At 69.6% G+C, this 20,100-nt stretch carries 20 protein-coding genes; 1 reads left to right on the forward strand and 19 read right to left on the reverse strand.

All coding sequences use genetic code 11. From position 1 onward, the window contains the following. Positions 1 to 9 precede the first annotated feature (9 nt). The 18 genes from VPH43_RS22080 to VPH43_RS22165 all read right to left on the reverse strand — a co-directional run bounded on the left by VPH43_RS22080 (position 10) and on the right by VPH43_RS22165 (position 18,571). Positions 10 to 1,023, reverse strand: coding sequence for a LacI family DNA-binding transcriptional regulator (locus VPH43_RS22080; protein ID WP_328579924.1), 1,014 nt, complete (start codon positions 1,021 to 1,023; stop codon positions 10 to 12). A 34-nt stretch (positions 1,024 to 1,057) separates the two neighbouring features. After that, positions 1,058 to 2,116: a glucokinase gene (locus VPH43_RS22085; RefSeq protein ID WP_328579925.1), complete on the reverse strand. Its 1,059-nt coding sequence runs from the start codon at positions 2,114 to 2,116 to the stop codon at positions 1,058 to 1,060. Beyond that, positions 2,113 to 3,456 (reverse strand): GH1 family beta-glucosidase, encoded by a 1,344-nt coding sequence (locus tag VPH43_RS22090; RefSeq protein ID WP_328579926.1) that lies wholly within the window; start codon positions 3,454 to 3,456, stop codon positions 2,113 to 2,115. Before VPH43_RS22090 ends, VPH43_RS22085 begins: the two co-directional genes overlap by 4 nt. 162 nt (positions 3,457 to 3,618) lie before the next feature. Beyond that, a complete protein-coding gene (locus VPH43_RS22095; RefSeq protein ID WP_328579927.1) occupies positions 3,619 to 5,598 on the reverse strand; it encodes a methyl-accepting chemotaxis protein in 1,980 nt (659 codons plus the stop codon). A gap of 138 nt (positions 5,599 to 5,736) precedes the next feature. Continuing rightward, positions 5,737 to 6,804 carry a protein-glutamate methylesterase/protein-glutamine glutaminase gene (locus VPH43_RS22100; RefSeq protein WP_328579928.1) on the reverse strand — a complete coding sequence of 356 codons (1,068 nt, stop codon included), beginning with the start codon at positions 6,802 to 6,804 and terminating at the stop codon, positions 5,737 to 5,739. Further along, positions 6,801 to 7,283 carry a chemotaxis protein CheD gene (locus VPH43_RS22105; protein ID WP_328579929.1) on the reverse strand — a complete coding sequence of 161 codons (483 nt, stop codon included), beginning with the start codon at positions 7,281 to 7,283 and terminating at the stop codon, positions 6,801 to 6,803. The genes VPH43_RS22100 and VPH43_RS22105 overlap by 4 nt, the downstream gene beginning before the upstream one ends. Continuing rightward, a complete protein-coding gene (locus tag VPH43_RS22110) occupies positions 7,280 to 8,080 on the reverse strand; it encodes a CheR family methyltransferase (RefSeq protein WP_328579930.1) in 801 nt (266 codons plus the stop codon). The genes VPH43_RS22105 and VPH43_RS22110 overlap by 4 nt, the downstream gene beginning before the upstream one ends. Before the next feature lie 19 nt (positions 8,081 to 8,099). Then, complete coding sequence (locus VPH43_RS22115; RefSeq protein ID WP_328579931.1) at positions 8,100 to 8,633, reverse strand: chemotaxis protein CheW; 534 nt, start codon at positions 8,631 to 8,633, stop codon at positions 8,100 to 8,102. 11 nt (positions 8,634 to 8,644) lie between these two features. Continuing rightward, a complete protein-coding gene (locus VPH43_RS22120) occupies positions 8,645 to 10,294 on the reverse strand; it encodes a methyl-accepting chemotaxis protein (RefSeq protein WP_328579932.1) in 1,650 nt (549 codons plus the stop codon). A 69-nt stretch (positions 10,295 to 10,363) separates the two neighbouring features. After that, positions 10,364 to 12,523 carry a chemotaxis protein CheA gene (locus tag VPH43_RS22125; RefSeq protein ID WP_328579933.1) on the reverse strand — a complete coding sequence of 720 codons (2,160 nt, stop codon included), beginning with the start codon at positions 12,521 to 12,523 and terminating at the stop codon, positions 10,364 to 10,366. A 24-nt stretch (positions 12,524 to 12,547) separates the two neighbouring features. After that, the gene (locus tag VPH43_RS22130; protein ID WP_328579934.1) at positions 12,548 to 12,862 is read right to left on the reverse strand and encodes an STAS domain-containing protein; all 315 of its coding nucleotides are present in this window, start codon (positions 12,860 to 12,862) and stop codon (positions 12,548 to 12,550) included. Then, on the reverse strand, positions 12,859 to 13,227 hold the full coding sequence (locus tag VPH43_RS22135; protein ID WP_328579935.1) for a response regulator: 369 nt from the start codon (positions 13,225 to 13,227) through the stop codon (positions 12,859 to 12,861). Before VPH43_RS22135 ends, VPH43_RS22130 begins: the two co-directional genes overlap by 4 nt. A gap of 15 nt (positions 13,228 to 13,242) precedes the next feature. Continuing rightward, positions 13,243 to 14,379 carry a methyl-accepting chemotaxis protein gene (locus VPH43_RS22140; RefSeq protein ID WP_328579936.1) on the reverse strand — a complete coding sequence of 379 codons (1,137 nt, stop codon included), beginning with the start codon at positions 14,377 to 14,379 and terminating at the stop codon, positions 13,243 to 13,245. 137 nt (positions 14,380 to 14,516) lie between these two features. Then, a complete protein-coding gene (locus tag VPH43_RS22145) occupies positions 14,517 to 15,491 on the reverse strand; it encodes a DedA family protein/thiosulfate sulfurtransferase GlpE (protein ID WP_328579937.1) in 975 nt (324 codons plus the stop codon). A gap of 33 nt (positions 15,492 to 15,524) precedes the next feature. Then, positions 15,525 to 15,950 carry a MerR family transcriptional regulator gene (locus VPH43_RS22150; protein ID WP_328579938.1) on the reverse strand — a complete coding sequence of 142 codons (426 nt, stop codon included), beginning with the start codon at positions 15,948 to 15,950 and terminating at the stop codon, positions 15,525 to 15,527. A 5-nt stretch (positions 15,951 to 15,955) separates the two neighbouring features. Then, a complete protein-coding gene (locus VPH43_RS22155; protein WP_328579939.1) occupies positions 15,956 to 16,363 on the reverse strand; it encodes a nuclear transport factor 2 family protein in 408 nt (135 codons plus the stop codon). Positions 16,364 to 16,422: 59 nt separating this feature from the next. Continuing rightward, positions 16,423 to 17,691, reverse strand: a complete 1,269-nt coding sequence (locus tag VPH43_RS22160) for a choice-of-anchor X domain-containing protein (protein ID WP_328579940.1) — start codon at positions 17,689 to 17,691, stop codon at positions 16,423 to 16,425. Further along, complete coding sequence (locus tag VPH43_RS22165) at positions 17,681 to 18,571, reverse strand: hypothetical protein (protein WP_328579941.1); 891 nt, start codon at positions 18,569 to 18,571, stop codon at positions 17,681 to 17,683. Before VPH43_RS22165 ends, VPH43_RS22160 begins: the two co-directional genes overlap by 11 nt. Before the next feature lie 565 nt (positions 18,572 to 19,136). On the opposite strand from VPH43_RS22165, the gene VPH43_RS22170 reads away from it, so the two are divergent. Beyond that, positions 19,137 to 19,838, forward strand: coding sequence for a GGDEF domain-containing protein (locus tag VPH43_RS22170; RefSeq protein ID WP_328579942.1), 702 nt, complete (start codon positions 19,137 to 19,139; stop codon positions 19,836 to 19,838). 21 nt (positions 19,839 to 19,859) lie between these two features. Here the strand turns inward: VPH43_RS22170 and VPH43_RS22175 are convergent, their stop codons facing one another. After that, positions 19,860 to 20,069 carry a hypothetical protein gene (locus VPH43_RS22175; protein ID WP_328579943.1) on the reverse strand — a complete coding sequence of 70 codons (210 nt, stop codon included), beginning with the start codon at positions 20,067 to 20,069 and terminating at the stop codon, positions 19,860 to 19,862. Between the last annotated feature and the right edge of the window lie 31 nt (positions 20,070 to 20,100).

Genomic DNA, 20,100 nt, shown 5'->3' on the forward strand with positions numbered 1-20,100 from the left:
CGTCGTGGGTCAACCCGTGGCGCCTGGGGGCGCCGGGGCGGTGGACTGCCGGGCCATCAGCTCGACAGCAAGGGTCTGGTGGCGCACCGCGGTGGGTGCATTGCTTTCGATGGCGCTCACCAGCCGCTCCAGGGCGAGTGCGCCCAGGTCCGCGATGCGCGCGCGCACGGTCGTGAGTGCGGGCGTGACGTAGCGCGCGATCGGGATGTCGTCGAAGCCGGCGAGCGAGATGTCCTGCGGCACGCGCAGGCCCGCGTCAGACAAGGCCGAGAGGCAGCCGATGGCCATCATGTCGTTGCCGGCGAACACCGCGCTCGGGCGCTCGGGCTGCTGGGCCAGCTCATGGCCGGCGTTCCAGCCCGACTCCTCGTTGAAGTCGCCCGGCAGCACCTGCAGCTGCACGCCGAGCTCGGCCGCGGTGGTGGTGCAGCCGCGCAGCCGCTCCTGCGCTTCGTAGTTGTGCTGCGGGCCGGTGATGAAGGCGATGCGCCGGTGGCCCAGGCCGGCCAGGTGGCGCACCATCTTGGCGGCGCCGCCGAAGTTGTCCACCGCGAGGCTGGGCACGCGCGAATGCGCCAGGTGCGTGTTGAGCAGCACGGTGGGCATGCCGGCCGAGAGGTCGTCGCCCAGCGCCTCGGCATCCACCTGAGGCCACAGCACCAGCAGGCCGTCCACGCGGCCGCGCATCGCGTTCACCGCGGCGGTAGCGTCCTTGGCGTTGCCGTGCGAGCCCGACACCAGCAGGTGCAGCCCGTGGGCACGCGCCGCCAGGTCGATGCCGCGGATGAGCTCCGAGAAGTACTCGCCATGCAGGTCGGGCAACACCGCGCCCACGGCCTGGTTGCGCCGGGTGATCAGGCTGCGCGCCGCGCTGGAAGGCGTGAAGCGCAGCTCGGCCGCGATGGCCACGATGCGGTCGCGCGTCTCCGGCGTCACGTTGTCGTGGCCGTTCAGCGCGCGCGACACGGTGGCCACCGACACGCCGGCGGCGCGGGCCACATCTCGGATGGTGCTGTTGCTCATGGCGGATGATGTAATCGTTTTCATCGCCAAATTGTCAGGCCGCGCGGGCCTTCGCGTGCAAGCTCCATTGGCGCGCCAACGCGGCGGCCCCCAGCAGCGCAGGCTCGGGGTGCAGCACCTGCCGCAGGGGCACACGCTCCAGCGTGTTGCGCAGGCGGGCCTTGGCCACGAAGCGCTCGCGAAAGCGCGGCGCCTGCAGCCAGGCCTGCAGCGACTGCAGCAGGCTGCCCACGAGATAGGTGCCCTGCCAGGCGCCCAGGCACAGTGTCATGTCGCCCGCAAAACCGGCCAGCAGCAGGCAGAAGCGCTCCACCGCGTCGATGCATTCGCTGTTGTCGCCCAGCGCGCCGGCAACGATCTCTTCCGACGACGGCGGCTCCAGCCACACATGGCCCTGGATCTCCTGCTGCGCCAGGAACAGGTTGCGCAGCCCCGGACCGCTGAGCACGCGCTCGTACGACACCCGGCCGAAACGCCTGCTCAGCACCCGCAGCAGCTGCACTTCCATCTCGTCGGCCGGTGCCAGGGCGGCATGCCCGCCTTCGGTGGGCCACACCCGCCATTCACCGCCCTGGAGCCAGGCACCGGCCACGCCCAGGCCGTGGCCGGGCCCGATGACGGCATGCATGCGCGCGCCACCGTCGTCCGGCGCCGTGTCGGGCTCGCACAGGGGCATCACGTCGCCGGGGCCGAGCAGGCCGATGCAGGCGGCGAGGGCCGCAAAGTCGTTCACCAGCAGCACGTCCTCCAGCCCCAGGGCCGCCTGCAGGCTGCTGCGCTCCAGCGTCCAGGGGTGGTGGGCCAGGTGCACACGCTCGCCGTCCACCGGGCCGGCAGCCGCCACCACCGCCGCCGCCGGCTCGCAGCCCAGCTGGGCACCGTAGTGCCAGGCCGCATCCGCCAGGCGGGGAAAGTCGGCCACCTGGTAGCGCCGGATCGATTCCGGCATCAGCACGCCCGGCAGGGCCGCGTCGGCCAAGGCCAGGCGGATGTGGGTGCCGCCCACCTCGACCAGCAGGCTCAGCGCCCAGTCGCCCAGGCGGCGGCGTGGCGCGGTGGCCGCGGCCAGCGTGGGCGGCATGGCCGCTTTCACTCGGCAGCTCCGTTGCGGGCGATCACGCCGGCGTAGTAGCGCGCGCTGTGCTTGGGCGTGCGCTGCTGGGTGGCGAAGTCCACATGCACCAGGCCGAACCGTTTGGAGTAACCCAGCGACCACTCCATGTTGTCCAGCAGCGACCAGGCGAAGTAGCCGCGCAGGTCCACACCCTGTGCCCTCGCCTGCGCAATGGCGGCGATGTGCTTGCGCAGGTAGTTCACCCGCAGCGGGTCGTCCACCTGCCCGTCCTCGGCGGTGGGCGGGTCGAAGAAGGCCGCACCGTTCTCGGTGACGTACTGCGGGATCGCACCGTAGCGGTCGCGCGCCCACACCAGGGTGTCGGTCAGGCCTTGCGGGAACACCTCCCAGCCGGTTTCGGTGTAGGTGGCGCCAGGCTGCTTCACGGCGCTGGCGCGCACCGGCCAGTTGACTTCGTCGTGGCGCGTGACGCTGCGGGTGTAGTAGTTGATGCCCAGAAAGTCGATCGGCTCGCCGATGAGCTGGAAGTCCTCGGCCGGCCACTCCGGCCAGGCTTCGCCGAACACCTCGCGCATCTCGTCCGGGTAGCGGCCGAGGAACACCGGGTCCAGGTACTGCCGGTTCATGTAGGCGTCAGCCCGCGCGGTGGCCGCCAGGTCGGCCGCGCTCTGGGTCGCGGGGTACTTGGGCTCGATGTTCACCACCAGGCCGACCTGGTGCTTGCCTTCGGCGCGGTACGCGCGCACCGCCGCGCCATGGGCCCGCAGCAGGTTGTGCGAGGCGATCGGCGCCTCGAAGCGGTTGCGGTGGCCGGGGGCGAGCGCGCCATGCAGGTAGCCGCCGTCCGTGACCACCCAGGGCTCGTTGAGCGTGGCCCAGAGCTTGATGCGGTCGTCCAGCTTGCGGAACACCAGCCGCGCGTAGTCGGCGAACCAGTCGGCCACATCCGGGTTGAGCCAGCCGCCGCGGTCATCCAGCGCAGCCGGCAGGTCCCAGTGGTAGAGCGTGGCCATGGGCTGGATGCCGTTGGCCAGCAAGGTGTCCACCAGGCGCTCGTAGAACGCCAGCCCGCCCGGGTTGACCGCGCCCCGCCCCTGCGGCAGCACGCGGGCCCAGGCGATGCTGAAACGGTAGGCCTTGAGGCCGAGCTCGCGCATCAGCTGCACGTCCGCTTCCATGCGGCGGTAGTGGTCGCAGGCGACATCCCCGGTGTCGCCGTCCTTCACCAGGCCCGGCGTGCGCACAAAACGATGCCAGATGCTGGGGCCCGCGCCATCGGCGAGGGGCGAACCCTCGATCTGGTAGGCGGAGGTGGCAGCACCCCAGAGAAAGTCAGAAGGAAATGCAGGTTGGGTCACGTGGCGGATTTGATGTAAACGTTTTCATGGATCATAAAAACGGTTACATGGGCCGTCAAGCGCGCACCGCCTGGGATAAACCCGGTTGGTCTGAAAAAACAAAACCCCTGGCGCTCGGCCAGAGGGCTCATCGAAAAAGAACTCGGCGCAGGCGGGTGCGCTTCAGGCCACCCGCCGCAAGGCGGCGCGCGCCGTGCTGGCATTGGCGGGCTCGTGTGCGTCCAGCTTGAACGTGTTCACCAGTCCGGCCAGTCGCCCGGCCTGATCGTCGAGCTTTTCGGCTGCAGCGGCGGCCTGCTCCACCAGCGCGGCGTTCTGCTGCGTCAGCTCGTCCATGTGGTTCACGGTGACGCTGATCTGGGCCAGCCCGGTGCTCTGCTCGCTCGATGCGTGGGTGATCTGGCCGATCGCTTCGGCCACCTGATGGATGGCCCGCACGGCCTGCTCCATGGTGCCGCCGGCCTCGCCGACCACGCGTGCGCCGGTGTCCACCTGCTCCACGCTGGCGGAGATCAGGGTCTTGATCTCTTTTGCGGCCTGGGCCGAGCGCTGGGCGAGCGAGCGCACCTCCGAGGCCACCACCGCGAACCCGCGGCCTTGCTCGCCGGCACGGGCCGCTTCCACCGCCGCATTGAGCGCGAGGATATTGGTCTGGAAGGCGATGCCGTCGATCACACCGATGATGTCGGCGATCTTGCGGCTGCTGGCCTCGATGCCCTGCATGGTCTGGATCACGTGCTGCACCGAGGCGCCGCCCCGTTCGGCGAGCTCACGCGCCTGGCGCGCCAGCTCGTTCGCCCCGCGTGCGTTGTCGGCGTTGTGCTTGACGGTGCTGGTGAGCTCTTCCATCGAGCTGGCCGTTTCCTCCAGCGAGGCGGCCTGCTGCTCGGTGCGGCGCGACAGGTCGGCATTGCCCTGTGCGATCTCGCGCGAGGCGATGGCCACGCTCTCGGCGTTGCCGCGCACCTCGCCCACCACGCGGTGCAGGCTGTCCTTCATGGCCTTCAATGCGGTCATCAGCTTGGCGATCTCGTCCCGGCCGCGCACTTCGGCGTCACCGGTCAGGTCGCCGGCGGCCACCTGCTCGGCCAGGAGCACCGCGCGGTCCAGCGGTCCGGTGATGCTGTGCACCACCACGCGAGCCAATGCGCCCACGCCAAGGATCATCAGCGCCAGCAGGCCGAACTGCACGATCTCCGTGCGGCGCAGGCTGGCCACGCGCTCGGTGAGCTCGTCCTCCAGTGCCTGCAGCGCCGCCTCTTCCAGCGCGAACAGGCCGTCGATGGTGGCGGTGAAGCTGGCGATGTACTGCGGCGCCGGGTACTGCAAGGACTCGGCCGACACCACTTCCTTGGTGGCCAGTGCCAGGGCGGCCTCGATCGGCGGCTTGGCCTCGTTCACCTTCGCGGCCAGCTTCTGCTTGAGCGCCGGGTTGGCATCGAACACCTTGCCGAAGGCCGTGCTCATGCCTTCGTACTGGTCGGTGGAGCTGCGCACCAGGCCGGCCAGCATGGCGCGCCCTTCCGGCTCCACCTTGCCCTCGGCCAGGAAGCCGGCGCCGCGCGCACGCGTCTGGCCCAGTGCTTCGGTGGCATAGGGCAGCTTGATCAGCGTGGCGCTCATCAGGTAGTAGGTGTCCGCCTGCGGGTCCAGGATCAGGCCGGTATGGTCCAGCAGGCCGTCCAGCGTCTTGAAGTAGCGTGTGATCAGCGCGGCGTGCTGGGTGCTGGATTCGGCGGCGGAGAGCTTCCTGTCGTCCACCGCGGCCTGCAGCGCCTGCCAATCCTGCTGGGCCAGGCGCCAGGCGTCGGCCATGCCGGCGGGCAGCGTCTCGGCCTTGAACCGGGTGTCCAGCGTGGCGATGGCCTTGGCCACTTCCGCCTTCTTGGCATCGCGGGCGGCGGCCACGCTGGCGTTGCCGCCCAGCAGCCCGGCAGACAAGCCACGGTGCTGCTGCGTCAGCTGCACCAGCTTCATCAGCTGGCGCGCCGGCTCCACACCCTGGCGTTCGCTTTCGGCGGCACCGATCAGCTCGCGCGACAACTTCAATTGCAGGTACAGCGGGACGCTGATCGCAGCGAGGACGAGCACGCCCAACAGCAACAACTTGTGCCCGACGGAGAGCCGATGGATCAGATTCATGATGAGTCGCCTTGCCTTTCCGCCCGATGGATGCGTGTGCGCCTCGGAACTTCGGAATATCCCTTTCAGGGATGTCGGCAGGAAGACCACCCGCCTTGATGCCACGCAAACCCTTGGGCCGGGCCGCTGCCTGGGCACTCAGAACTGGCGGCCGTGGCGCTCGATCTCGGTGGCCAGCGCTTCCAGCGGGAGTGAACGTTCCACGCCGCCGCGGCGCACCGCTTCCTTCGGCATGCCGTACACCACGCAGCTGGCTTCGTCCTGGGCCATGGTGCGGGCACCGGCCTGGCGCATCTCCAGCAGGCCGGCCGCGCCGTCGTCGCCCATGCCGGTCATCACGATGCCCAGTGCATTGGCGCCGCAGGCCCGCGCGGCCGAGCGGAACAGCACGTCCACCGACGGCCGGTGGCGGTTGACCAGCGGGCCGTCGATCACGTCCACCACGTACTGCGCGCCGCTGCGCCGCAGCAGCATGTGCTTGCCGCCGGGCGCGATGAGCGCGCGGCCGGGCAGCACGCGGTCGTTGTGCTCCGCTTCCTTCACCTCGATGGCGCACAGGCTGTCCAGCCGGGCGGCAAAGGCGGCGGTGAACTTCTCCGGCATGTGCTGCACGATCACCAGCCCGGCACACACCTGCGGCAGGGCGGTGAGCACCACCTCCAGCGCCTGGGTGCCGCCGGTCGATGTGCCGATGGCCACCACGCGCTCCGTGGTCTGGCTCATGGCCCGCTGCGCCGACGGCGGCAGCACGGCGTCGGCATTCAGCTTGGGCGGCGCGGAAGGTGGTGCGGTGCGCCGCAGGTTGGCGCGCGCTGCCGCCCTCACCGTGGCCACCAGGTCGTCGGCGCTGTCGGAAAGAAACTGCTTCAGGCCCAGCTTGGGCTTGGTGACGATGGCCACCGCGCCGGCGGACAGCGCGTCCAGCGTGGTCCTGGCGCCTTTGTCGGTGAGGGTGGAACAGATCACCACCGGCGTGGGGCGCTCGGCCATCAGCTTGCGCAGGAAGGTGATGCCGTCCATGCGCGGCATTTCCACGTCGAGCACGATCACGTCGGGCCAGCGCTGCTTCATGCGCTCCATGGCCAGCAGCGGATCGGCCACCGCACCCATCACCTCCAGGCCGTCGGCGGCCTCCAGCAGGCCGCCCAGCACCTGCCGCACCACGGCGGAATCGTCGACCACCAGCACCTGGATCGGCTTGTTCATTGCGCCCCCACGCCGGGCGGGCGCACCTGGCGCGCCCAGACGTTGCCGGTGGCGATCTCGAACACGATGTTGCGGTGGCCGGCGCCGAACAGGCTTTCGGCGCGCACCTCGATGCCTTGCGCACGCAGCAGGCGGCGCGCGGCTTCTCCATTGCGGCGGCCCACATCCACCGGGCCGCTGCGCGGCTGCGCCGGAAACATGTGGCCGCCGCCGAAGATCTTGGCCTGGCAGCGCGAGGCGGGCACGCCGCGCCTGGCCAGCCCTTCCAGCATGAGCGCCATCGCGCCTTCGGCGTAGCGCCCATCGCGGCGCACCGGCGCGCGCACGGCCCCGGCGGTCAGCAGGAAGTGCGACATGGCACCCACATGCAGCACCGGGTCCCACAGCGTGATGGACACGCAGGAGCCGAGCAGCGTGTGCACCTCGTGAGTCGAGTCGCCCACGAACCACTCGCCCGGGTTGAGGAACACCACCTTCACGGCTTCCGGTAGATCGAAGGGGCGACCGCCGTCACGGCGTTGCTCACATCGTTGAGGCTTTCCGAATGGCCGATGCACAGGTGTCCCCCCGGCTTGAGCAGCGCCACCACGCGCGCCACCACCTGGCGCTTGGTGTCGCCGTTGAAATAGATCATCACGTTGCGCAGGAACACCAGGTCGAAGCTGCCCAGCTGCGGCAGGGCCGTGTTGAGGTTGACCTGCGCGAACTGCACCCGCTGGCGCAGCGCCTTGTCCACCAGCAGGGTGCCCTCCTGCGTGCCGGTGCCGCGCAGGCAATAGCGCTTCAGGTAGGCCGGCGGAATGTGGCGCGCGCGCTCCATCATGTAGTGGCCGGTGCGTGCCCGCTGCAGCACGCGCTGGCTGATGTCGCTGCCCAGCACCTCCCACGGGGCCGAACCCATGCAGTCGGCCAGCACCATGGCGATGCTGTAGGCCTCCTCGCCGCTGGAGCTGGCCGCGCTCCACACCCGCAGCGCCCTGCCCTGGGCGGCCGCCTCGGTGGCCAGGCGGCGCAACAGCTCGAAGTGCTTGGGCTCGCGGAAGAAGTAGGTTTCGTTCGTGGTCAGCAGGTCGATCGCGACCTGTGCCTCGGCCGCGCCCTGCGGGCCGTTCAGCAGCTCGAAGTAGGCACCAAAGCTGTCGCACCGGTGCGCCGCGAGCCGCTTGGACAGGCGGCCGCACACCAACGGCTTCTTGGCGTCGGACATCGTGATGCCGGCGCTGTCGAAGATGAAGCGCTGGAAGCGCTGGAACTCCGCCGCGGTGATCGGTGTCATCGGTCGCGTGCCGGCGGTGTCACGCCGCCAGGGCCTGGGCTTCGGCGCTGGCGTCCTGCAGCGCGCCCAGTTCGTCCAGCGACAGCACCTGGTCCACGTTGAGCAGGATGACGAAGCGGCCCTTCACCTTGCCCATGCCCTGGATGAAGTCGGTGCGGATGCGCGCACCGAAGGCCGGCGCCGGCTCGATGTCCGCCGGCGCGATCTCGATCACCTCGTTGACCGCGTCCACCACCACGCCGATCACCTGGCTGTCGTCACCGGCCTGCACTTCGACGATCACGATGCAGGTGCGCTTGGTCACCTCGCTGGCCGGGCGGCCGAAGCGGGCCTGCAGGTCCATCACCGGCACCACCGCACCGCGCAGGTTGATCACGCCGCGCACACTGGGCGGCATCATCGGCACGGTGGTGAGCTGGGCGTACTCGATGATCTCCTTGATGCACAGGATGCCGATCGCGAAGGCTTCGCCGGCCAGCATGAAGGTCAGGTACTGGGCCGGCTCATGGACCGGCGGTGCGCTCTGCGGCGCGACGGAATGTTGCGTGCGCATGCGGGTCTCCTTCAGAACCGGGCGAACTGCGACTCGTCCACCGCGTCGGCCTGTGCCACCATTGCCAGCGGCTTGCGGTGGGAGGCCTTGGCCGCCTTGTGGATGGCCCGGTTGGCCAGCGCCACATGCGCGGTGCGCGGGCCGGCGCTGCCGCCGTTGAGCTTGAAGAAGGCCATGGCCTGCTGCAGCTGCTCGGCCTGGCCGCTCATCTCCTCGGCGGTGGCGGCCAGCTCTTCGGAGCTGGAGGCGTTCTGCTGCGTGGTCTGGCTGAGCTGGCTCACCGCGCCGTTGATCTGGCCCACGCCCGAGCTCTGCTCCTGCGAGGCGGCGCTGATCTCCTGCACCAGGTCGGAGGTCTTCCTGATGTTGGGCACGATGGAGTCCAGCAGGCGGCCGGCCCGCTCGGCCAGGTCCACGCTTTCGCTGGCGACGGTGCCGATCTCCTGCGCTGCCACCTGGCTGCGTTCGGCCAGCTTGCGCACTTCAGCGGCCACCACCGCGAAGCCCTTGCCGTGTTCGCCGGCGCGTGCGGCCTCGATGGCCGCGTTCAGGGCCAGCAGGTTGGTCTGGTAGGCGATGTCGTCGATGATGCCGATCTTCTGTGCGATCTGCTTCATCGCCGTGACGGTGGCCTTCACCGCCTCGCCGCCCTCGGTGGCTTCGGTGGCCGACTTGGTGGCCATGCCATCGGTGACGCGGGCGTTCTCGGTGTTCTGCGCGATCGAGGCGGTCATCTGCTCGATGGAGGCGCTGGTCTCTTCCACCCCGGCCGCCTGCTCGCTGGAGGCCTGCGACAGCGACTGCGCGGTGGCACTCACCTCCTCCGAGGCGCCGGCCAGTGCCTCGGCACTGGAGTTCACTTCTGCCACCACCTGCGACAGCTTGTTCACCATGTTCTGCATGGCGCTGAGCAGCTGCCCGGTCTCGTCCTTGGAGGTGGCGGCGATCGACACCGTGAGGTCGCCCTCGGCCAGCCGGTCGGCCACCTTCACCGCCTCGCCCAGCGGCTTGCTGACGCCGCGGCTGATGAACACGCCCATCAGCACGCCGATCACCACGGCGCCCGCGATGGTGCCGATCATCAGCGTGCGGCTCTGTTCATAGAGTGCCGTGGTTTCTTCGGCGGCCTGCTTGCCGCGCTGCTCCTTCAGCACGGACAGGTCGGTCAGCAGGTCGTCCAGCACGCCGGCCTTGGCCAGCAGGGCCTGGGTCTGCTTTTCCATCGCCTCGTCATGTTCCAGCAGCTTGCGGTTGCCTGCGGCGGCCAGCACCTGGTTGAGATCGCGCTGGTACTCGTCCCAGTGGCTGTTGAAGCTGGCGAAGATGGCCTTGGCCTTCTCTGTCACGAACAGCGGCCGGGCCTTCTCCAGCTCCTGCTTGAGCGTCTCGCTGGCCTTCTGGATCATGCCCAGCTGCTTGGTGCGCTGCTCTTGCGTGGTGGCCAGCATGAAGTTGCTGCGCGCCCGCCCGATGTAGATCAGGTTGATGTTGGCTTCCTTGATGTGCGACAGGCCGATCAGCTCCAGCTCGTACAGCCGGTCGGCCGCGTCATTGAGCTTGCTGGCGGTGTTGACACCCACCAGGCCGACGATGCCGCTGAAGGCGGCCACGATCAGGAACGCCACGACGAGGCGGATACCGATCTTGATGTTGGAGAACATGGTGCAGGTCCTTTGCGGCGCGGTCGCCTGGAATGGTTGGCTGGAAGTGGATGAAACGGATAGCGAGACTCAGGTACCCGCGCTGGACGAGACAGGTTCTGGCGCTTCGCGGGCCTGCGCCATGAGGGCGGGCACGTCGAGGATCAGGGCGACCTCGCCATTGCCCAGGATGCTGGAGCCGCTGATGCCGCGCACCTGCGCGAACATCTTCGACAGGGGTTTGATCACGGTCTGCGCTTCGCCCAGCAGCGCATCGACCATCAGCCCGGCCTTCTGCCCGGCGTGCTTGACCACCACCAGGTTCTCGCGCGGGCCGCTGGGCCCCTGCACGCCGAAGAGCTCGCGCAGGCGGATGACCGGCAGCACCTCGCCACGCAGGTCGGTGTAGTCGCGATCGGGGTCGTTGCGGAAGGCCAGGCATTCCTCGACCATGTCCAGCGGCAGCACGAAGACCGAGCGGCCCACGCCGACCTGGAAGCCGTCGATGATGGCCAGCGTGAGCGGCAGGCGCACGGTGACCGTGGTGCCCTCGCCTGCTCGGCTGGCGATGCTGACGCTGCCGCGCAGGGCGGTGATGTTGCGCTTGACCACGTCCATGCCCACGCCGCGGCCGGACAGGTTGGTGATCTTCTCCGCGGTGGAGAAGCCCGGTTCGAACACCAGGGCAAAGATGTCGGCGTCGCTCATGTGGCGCCCGGGTTCCACCAGGCCACGCTCCACGGCCTTGGCCAGGATGCGCTCGCGGTCCAGGCCGCCGCCGTCGTCGCCCACCTCGATGACGATGTTGCCGGAGTCGTGGAAGGCGTTGAGCCGCACGGTGCCCCGGGCCGGCTTGCCGCGCGCCTGGCGCACGCCGGCCGCCTCGATGCCATGGTCCATGGCGTTGCGCACCAGGTGCGTCAGCGGATCAGCGATGCGCTCGACCACCGTCTTGTCCAGCTCGGTGTCCTCGCCGCTGACCTGCAGCACGATGTCCTTGCCCAGCTCCTGCGACACGTCGCGCACCACGCGCTGGAAGCGGCTGAAGGTGGAGCCGATCTTCACCATGCGCAACTGCAGCGAGGCGTCGCGCACCTGCTCCACCAGCGTGGACAGCACGCTGTGGCTTTCCTGCAGCTCGCTCACCCGGGTGGCCCGGGCCACCAGCTGGGCGCCGGCCGCGGCGATCACCAGCTCACCGACCAGGTTGATCAGGTGGTCCAGCTTGTCGGCGTCCACGCGGATGGACTGCGTGTCCGGCCCGCGCCCTTCCTTCAAGGTCTTCTGCTTGTTCAGCGCTGCCTGCACCGCGGCCGGCTGCACCGTGCCCTGCTCCACCAGGATCTCGCCCAGCGGCGGTGCGAACGCCACCGCAGCCTGCACACCCAGTGCCTCCTTGAGCTCGCGCTCTGTGAGCGCGCCGCAGCGCACCAGGATGTCGCCCAGGCGGGCCGGTGGTTCCGGCAGCGCTTCGATCAGCGCCAGGTATTCGCCCAGCTTGCTGTGCGGCGGCAGGATGCGCAGCTGGCAGTCGTCGCGCACGAAGTCGAACACGCTTTCGATCGTGGCCTTGTCGGCCCGGCTGTCGAAGGCGATCTCGAACCCGAGGTAGCAGGTTTCCGGGTCCATCGCCTCCGGCGGGGGCAGGCCCTCGTCCATGGTGGCGATGGCGGTCACCGTGCCCAGCGTGCCCAGGTAGCGGATGAAGGCCAGCGGGTCCATCCCGTTGCGCAGCACATCCGGCCCGAAGCGCAGCGAGATGTGCCAATGCTCCGAGCGGTCGGTGCTGGTGAGCTCGCCAGGCGATGGCAGCGCCGGCTGCGTGGCCGCGATGCGGCCCGCGCCGGCGGGTGCGCCGAGGTAGGCGCCCAGGCGCTCCACCAGCGGCGCGCCTGCATCAGCGAGCGCCTGGCTGGCGTCGCCGCGATGGCGCTCCACCTCGGTCACCAGGGCGTCGATGTGGTCCTTGCAGGCCAGCAGCAGCGACACCAGCGCCGCGTCCAGGGCGAGTGCGCCGTTGCGCACCTCGTCGAGCACGCTTTCCACCACATGGGTGAAGGCGACGATGCGGTCCAGGCCAAACAGGCCGGCGCTGCCCTTGACGGTGTGGGCCGCACGGAAGATCGCGTTGACGAGCTCGGCGCGTGCCTCCTCGCCGGCGCTGTCGATCGCCAGCAGGGAGGATTCCATCTCCACCAGCAGCTCGCGGCTTTCGACGATGTAGGTCTGCAGGGCCTGGTCGATGTTCATGGCTCTAGCTTTCCGAAAGCCGCTTCACGCGCCCGCAGGCGTGGGAAGCGGGTCGCCGAAGTAGGCGTGCAAGTCGAGCAGCTGGAAGACGTCGTTCACGGCGGCGCTGTGGCCCACCAGCCGCAGCGCCCGCTGGCGCGCAAGCGCGCTGCGCCTGGCCAGCATGAGCAGCTGCACGCCGGCGCTGTCGATCTCGGTCACGCCGGACAGGTCGAGCTCCAGTGCGGGGGCACCGTCCAGCGCGGCGAGCAACTGCGCCTTGAGCTCGGCCGCGCGGTAGATGTTGAGCTCGCCGCGCAGGCTGAGCCGCTCGGCGGCCGGCGCGTTCACCGGACTCATGGTGCCACCAGCTTCTGCACGACCGACAGCAGCTGCTCCGGCCGGAAGGGCTTGACCACCCAGGCCTTGAGCCCGGCCTCCTGGCCGGCGCGCTTCTTGGCCTCGGCGCTTTCGGTGGTGAGCATCACGATGGGCGTGAACTTGTACAGCGGCAGCTGCTTCACGGCCTTGGCGAAGCCCAGCCCATCGAGGTTGGGCATGTTGAGGTCGCTGACGATCAGGTGCACCTTCTGGCCGTTGAGCTTGGCCAGCGCATCCTTGCCGTCGCTGCCTTCCAGCACGTCGTAGCCGGCGCCCTTGAGTGCAATGCCGACCACCTGCCGCAGCGAGGCGGAGTCGTCGACGATCATGATGGTCTTTGCCATGGGGAGTGCTCCGCCTCAGAAAAAGGTGATCTCGGTGTCCGCCGGCGCTGCCGCCTGCGCCTGGCCGCCGCCGTGCACGGCGCGTTCTTCATGCGTGGCGTAGCTCAGCGCCAGCTCGCCCAGCAGCGGCTCGGCATCCGCGGGTTGCAGCAGGCCGTCGGCCTCGAAGCGCCGCCGGCTCGCGTCCAGCGCGTCCGGCATGCGCTCGATGTTGGACTTCACGTGCGACACGATCTGGTTCACACGGTCCTGGAACTGCAGCTGCACCAGCGCTTCGGACACCTCCTCGCGGATCTCCACGCTGCGCTCGCGCAGCACCGCGGCCGAGTCGGACAGCGCCTGCGTGGCGCCTTGCAGGCCGCCCAGCACTTCGCCGATGCGGTGCTGGCACAGCTGCACCGACTGCGCGTCCTGCCGGGAGGCGGAGGTGGCGCTGGCATGCGTGGCCAGGATGGCGTCGCTGATCACGGCCACCTTGTCGCTGATGCGCTGGCCGGTCTCGCCTGACAGCGAGGACAGCTTGCGCACCTCCTGCGCCAGCACCGCGAAACCGCGGCCCTGTTCCCCCGCATGGGCCGCCTCGATTGCCGCATTGATCGCCAGCAGGTTGGTCTGCCAGGCGATCTGGCCCACGTCCACCGCCATCTGGCGCAACTCGTCGGTGAAACCGGTGAGCTCGGTCACCTTGGCCATCATGGCCGCCTTGCCGTCCAGTGCGGACTGCATGGCATCGACCACCTTGCGCAGCTCCTGGCTGCTCTGGGCAAACAGGGCGGCGAGTTCCTCACCACCGGCCGCACCCTGGGTCTGCAGCGCCTGCTCCAGGCGTTCCACGATGGCACCGAAGCGCACCGCCAGGGCCGACACCGCGGTTTCCATCTGGCCGCGCGAGCTTTCCAGCTGCCCGCTCCACACCGGCGCCAGCTGCTGCGCAAACCGATGGTTGCCCTGCATGTAGCCATCGATGACGGCTCGGCACTCGCGCTCGCGCCGCACCAGCTGCCAGCTGCAGGCCGCGCCCAGCGTGAGCAGCACGGCTGCGGCCACACCGGCCGGTACGCCGGCGCCCGCAAGGCCGAGCAACAGTGCCGAGGCCAGGGCGCCGATGGCGGCGGGCGCGGCAAGCAGCGGTCGAGGCAGGAGCGAAGTCATGCGGTGACTTCGACCCACCGCATGGCGGCCGTATAGGGATTTCACCGAGGCGCCTGCCACCGGGTGTGCACAGCACCACGCCGTGCCCCACCACCGGCGGAACTTTGTGTCCAGCGCTGCGCCGAGCGCGGTGCTTGTCAGCCGGCGGTGGCCACCGGCAAGGCGAGATCGCCCACCGACACCACCTCGGCCAGCGGCTTGCCGGCCGCCACCCAGGCGTCCAGGCCACCCGCCAGGGGCCGCGCACGCACCAGCCCGGCGTCGGCCAGCAGCCGCGCCGCGCGGGCAGCGGACACCTCGTTGGGGCAGCTGCAGTACAGCACGATGTCACGGTCGCGCGGCAGCTCGCCCGCAATGGCGGGCACCGCATCCAGCTCCACCGTGATGGCACCGGGAATGCGGCGCCCATCGGCCTGGGCACTGGCGGCCGAGCGCACGTCGATCACCACCGGCGCATCGCCCTGCTGCATCAGCCGGTGCAGCTGGTCCACGCTGATGCGCTCGATCTCCACCGAGCGGGCGAAGCGCCGGCGGCGCCACAGGCGCAGCGCCACCGCGGCGGCCAGGGCCAGCACCAGCACGCCGAAGGCCACCGCGCCGGTGCCTGCCATCACGTCCAGCACCTGCTGGATCTGCGTGCTGAACACCATGCCCAGCGCGAGGAAGGCCCCTGTCCACACCAGCGCCGCCAGCACTTCGAAGGCGACGAAGCGGCCGATGGACATGCCCAGCGCACCGGCCATGGGCGCCGCCACCACCGACACGCCCGGCACGAACTTGGCCGCCACCAGCGAGCTGCCGCCCCAGCGGCCAATGAGCGCCTCGCTCTGGCGCACGCAGGTGTCCGGGGACAGGGAGATGCGGCACAGCAGCCGCATCACGCGGTGGCCGTAGTGCCGGCCGGCCTGGAACCACAGCGCGTCACCGGCGATGTTGGCCACGACCGACACCGCGACCACGGCGGCCAGCGACAGCTGGCCGGCCGCACCCAGCCCACCGGCCACCACCAGCAGTGGCGACGCGGGCACCGGCGCGCCAATGCGCGCGGCGAGCGTGGTCACAAAGACCACGAGCACACCATGCTCCACCAGCAGGGCAATCAGTTCGGGCATCGGCCCAGTGTGCCGCAGCCGCGGAAGCCGCATTCAAGGCAGGCTCTTCGGCCGCTCGCCGGTGGCGATCCATTCCCCGTAGAAATCGAGCTTGCCGTCCAGCAGCTGCAAGGCCTGGGTGCATTCGGCGATGGTCTGCTGCACCCGCGTGCGGTGCGCTGCCAGCAGCTCGCGCCGTTGCTTCAAGGTGCTGCGCCCCTGTTTCACCAGCGCGGTGTAGCGCCGCATCTCGGCAATCGACATCCCGGTGCGGCGCAGCCGCTCCATCAGCTGCAGCCAGCCCACGTGGCGCTCGGTGTAGCGGCGCCGCCCGGCGGTGTCGCGCACCACGCCGGGCACCAGCCCCTGCGCCTCGTACCAGCGGATGGTGTGCACGCTGCGCCCGGTGCGCCGGGCGAGCTCGCCGATGCCCAGGGCGGGAACTGGCGCCGAGGCGCGATGGGGCGTGGCAGCTTGCATGCGGGTCAGCGCTGGTACCAGACGTGGAAGACGTGCAGCGAATCGTAGTACTCGCGCACCTCGCAGATGCGGCCGTCGCGCACGCGCATGACCGTGTGGTATTCGTTGTCGTAGACGCGGCCGTTCTTCAAGGTGCCGTGCGACTGCACCTCCAGCGCCACCGTGTCGCCCTCGGCCACCATGTGCTTGACCCGCATGCGCAGGCCGTCTTCCAGCTGGGCCGTCATGCGGCGGAACACGCGGGCAATCTGCTCCTTGCTGAGCGTGCCCGTACCGGGCAGCTGATCCGGCTTGCCGGCCAGCCACCATGTGGCGTCATCGGCCAGCGTCGCCAGCGCACCGTCGATGTCGTTGGCATCGAAGCGGGCGAAGAAGCTGGCCGCCAGCTGCTTGTTGTCTTGAAGGCTGTTCATCGGGGGACTCCGGTTCGTGAAGGGACGGCGCCATTTCACGACCTAGAGTGCACTCGATGTCAAGGGCCTTTTTCGAGCTGGTTCACGTGCTGCTGCGCGTCCTGGAGGTCCCGGTTCAGCTCGGCCAGGTAGCGCGTGCGTTCCTCGCCCGACCATTCCGCGTCGGCAAACGACGCGAGCGCATGCACGGCGCTGGTGTGCACCTTGCCGGCGCGGCGCGGCATCAGGCTGCGATCGGGAAAGGTGTCGGGCCGCAGCAGTAACGCCTCCACGTCGCGCAAGGCCAGCGGGAACGCCGGCTTGCCGTCGCGCACCAGCTTGCCGAACAGGCCCAGCCGGAACTCCTGCGCGCCAGCGGCCACCTCGTCGTTGAAGGTGAGCAGCGCAAACGGCTTGCCCGTCGCGTCATCCACCCGCGCGGTGACCACGTAGCGCCCGGGCTCGCGCACCTGGGCCTTGAGGTAGAAGTTGAGCGAGCCGTCTTCCATCGCCTCGCGCACGCCGCCCGCCCAGGTGGCCGGTGGCTCGGGCGTGTAGAAGATGTCGAAGTAGGTCGCGCCCTGCTGGCCGCGGTATTCGAGGAAGACCTCCACGCGGATGGCACCGGCCAGTCGTGCGAAGCCCTGGCTGGCCGGTTGCAGCCGGGTGCTGAAGACGCGGTCGCCCGCCGTGGCGTCGCCGGCCGCGCCCTCGTCGTTGAACTCGACCGGCAGGACCGGGAAGTACGAGGCGGTGTTCGGCGCAGGCACTTCGCGCGCGGCGGCCCGCAGCACGCGCAAAGGTTGAGCAGCGCCGGCTTCGTCGCGCACGGCCACGGTGAAGCGCACGCTCTCCTGCCCTTGCACGAACACCCGCTCCTGCGAGGTGCTGAGCTTCACGCCCTGCACGAGCTTGCCGTCCGGCGAGCGCAGTGCATGTTCCTCGGTGATGGGCTCGTTGGGATGGACCTGGTCGGGGTGCTCGGCGATCGGCCGCGACTCATGGGGATAGCGGGTGGCAGCGCGGTAGCCCTCGAGCGACGCACGTGCGCGCTCCAGGCGCAGCTGCCACAGCTGCAGCTGCGCCTCGCGGGCCTGAAGGCCGGCGGCACTGTAGGGCGCACCGGCCAGGGCGCGGCCCGCGGCCCAGCCGCGTGGCGGCACCGATGCAGCGGATGCCACAGCGGCTGGCCCGGCCGGCGCGGCGGCCGGTGCGGCGGCAGCCCGCGGCGCCTCGCTCACCGACCACAGCAGCCAGGCCAGCACCAGCCCGGACGCCGGTGCCACCCACCAGGCCCAGTGCCCTTGCTGCGCTGCGCGGCCGGCCCGGCCTGCGCGGCTAGCGCGCATTGAGCTCCATGTCGGCGCGCACCTTGGACACCACGCCGCCCCAGTTGCCGTTGGTGTAGTGGTTCAGGGATTCGTTGTCGTCACGGAACACCACCGAGTGGTTGGTCCACTTGGCGCGCCCGCCTTCGGCCGCGCTGGTGCCCAGCGTGAGGTCGTTGCAGAACCAGTCCGAGGGGTTGCAGTACGAGCCGCCGGAGCTGCCCGAGACGCCGCCGCTGGAGTGGTAGGCCACCGCCTCGTCGTCCTGCCCGGGCAGGATGCCGGAGTACAAGGTGCCCTTGGCCCCGGCATACATGTAGAACATCTTGCCGCGGGTGTTGTTGTGGTTGTACATGGCACGCGCGGTGGTGGTCTTCAGGTCCTGCACCAGCGGCTCGGACGTGGCCCAGGAGCCGGCGTCGGACAGCTCCGAGCCACCAGCCGCCCCAGCGGCGACGTCCACCCACTTGATGTTCCAGCCGGTCTGCGTGGTGCCGTCGCTGTTGCTGCACTGGCCCGACGCATTCGGCGACGGGTTCTTCTTGTAGCGGGCGGAGCCGCCGTACATGTCCAGCGTGTAGCCGATCATCAGGTCGCCCGCGCTGTGCACGGCGATGTAGCACCAGTTGGGCCCGGTGCAGTAGCAGTCCAGCGCATCGCGTACCAGGTAGTTCTGGTCGGAGATGTGGTGGTAGCCGTCCCAGTTGACCGACTTCTTGTTCACCCCGGCATTGGCCGACGACGGGCCCCAGTAGCTGAAGTCGGCATGGTTGCCGAGCTGGCCACCGCCGGTGCGGCCATTGATCCAGAGGGAATAGTTGGTGGCATAGGCCGTCATGGCCCCCAATGCCGCGGCGAGCGCCACCCACTTCAACACCGACCCGATCCAGGAAGAACGCATGCTGCCTCCGTTGGCTGGTGTGCCGTATTGCACGACTGTGCGAGGCCAGTATCAAATCGGCGCACTCCGTGCCGCAGCGGGATTTCCCGGTGCCCAGAATCAGCGCGCCGCAAAGACAACAAACCGGCTTCCGAAGTCATGACCCATCCGCAGTCTGCCCGTCGACTCACGGCGTGGTTGCTGGGCACCGAGCCCAAGCAGCGGCTGCGGCTGCTGCGCTCGCTGCTGGGTGGCGGCGTGTGCGCGGTGGCCATTGGCGTGGTGCTGTTCTGCGTGGCGAGCGGTTTTGCCCGTCCCGACCCTGCACGATGGCTCGTCGCTTACCTGGTGGGCGGCATGCTGTGCTTCTTCACCACGCTGCGCGTGGGCTGGAACCAGCGCTTTGCCGAGCCCTCGCTCACGCTGCCGCAGATGGCGTTCGCCGTGACCGGCATGACCGGCGCCTACGCGGTGTGCGGCCCGGCGCGCGGCGCCTTTTTGCCGCTGCTGGCGTGTGCCATGGTCTTTGGCTCATTCACGCTGCCACGGCAACGCATGCTGCAAGCGTGCGGCCACGCTGGTGTTGTTGCTCGCCACCTGCATCGCCATGCCGCTGCTGGACCCGCAGCGCTACGACGCGCGGGTGGAGGCCGTGCACTTCCTGCTTTGCCTGGTGTCGCTGCCGGTGATCTCCGCAGTGGCTGCGGACCTGAGCACCACGCGCGCCAAATGGAAGGCCCAGCGCCAGGCGCTGGCCGACGCGCTCGGGCGCATCCAGATCCTGGCCACGCGTGATGAACTCACCGGCCTGGTGAACCGGCGCCACATGCAGGAGCTGCTCCACACTGAAACCCTGCGCGCGCGCCGCAGCGGCCACGCGGCCTGCATCGCCATGCTGGACCTGGACTTCTTCAAGGCGGTGAACGACCGTTTCGGCCACGCCGGCGGTGACACGGTGCTGAAGACTTTTGCGAACCTGGCCGTCGCGACCGCGCGGCGCTCCGACGTGGTGTGCCGCTGGGGCGGCGAGGAGTTCCTGTGGCTGCTGCCCGACACAACTGCGGCGGACGCCGAGCTGGCACTGCAGCGCCTGCATGTGCGCTTGTCGCAAACCGCGGAGTGGATCGCGGGCGAGTCGCTGCAGATCACCATGTCCGCCGGCATGACGGAGCTGCGCGGCGGGGAGGCGCCGGAGGCGGCGGAGGCGGCGGTGGAGCGCGCCGATCAGGCCTTGTACGAGGCCAAGCGCCAGGGGCGCCACCGCACGGTGGTGCGGCTGGGGCCCTGAGGGGCCCTTGCGCCGCGACCGTTATTCGTCGTCGGTCAGGTCGACTTCGCGGTCGAAGTCCTCGACCGCCGCTTCGCCACCCTTCTTCGGGATCAGCGGCTTGTCCAGCGGGCGGTACACGCGGCGGTGCAGGCCGTCGAGGCGGGCCGATGATTCGATGGCCTGGAGCACGCTTTCCGGGTTCATCATCAACGCGAACGGGTTGATGGGGGCAGCTTGGACTTGGGCCATTCGGATCTCCGGTCTGACGCGAATTGCGTCT

It is taken from the genome of Ideonella sp. BN130291 (assembly GCF_036231905.1).
Taxonomy (GTDB): Bacteria; Pseudomonadota; Gammaproteobacteria; order Burkholderiales; family Burkholderiaceae_C; genus CAMLIZ01.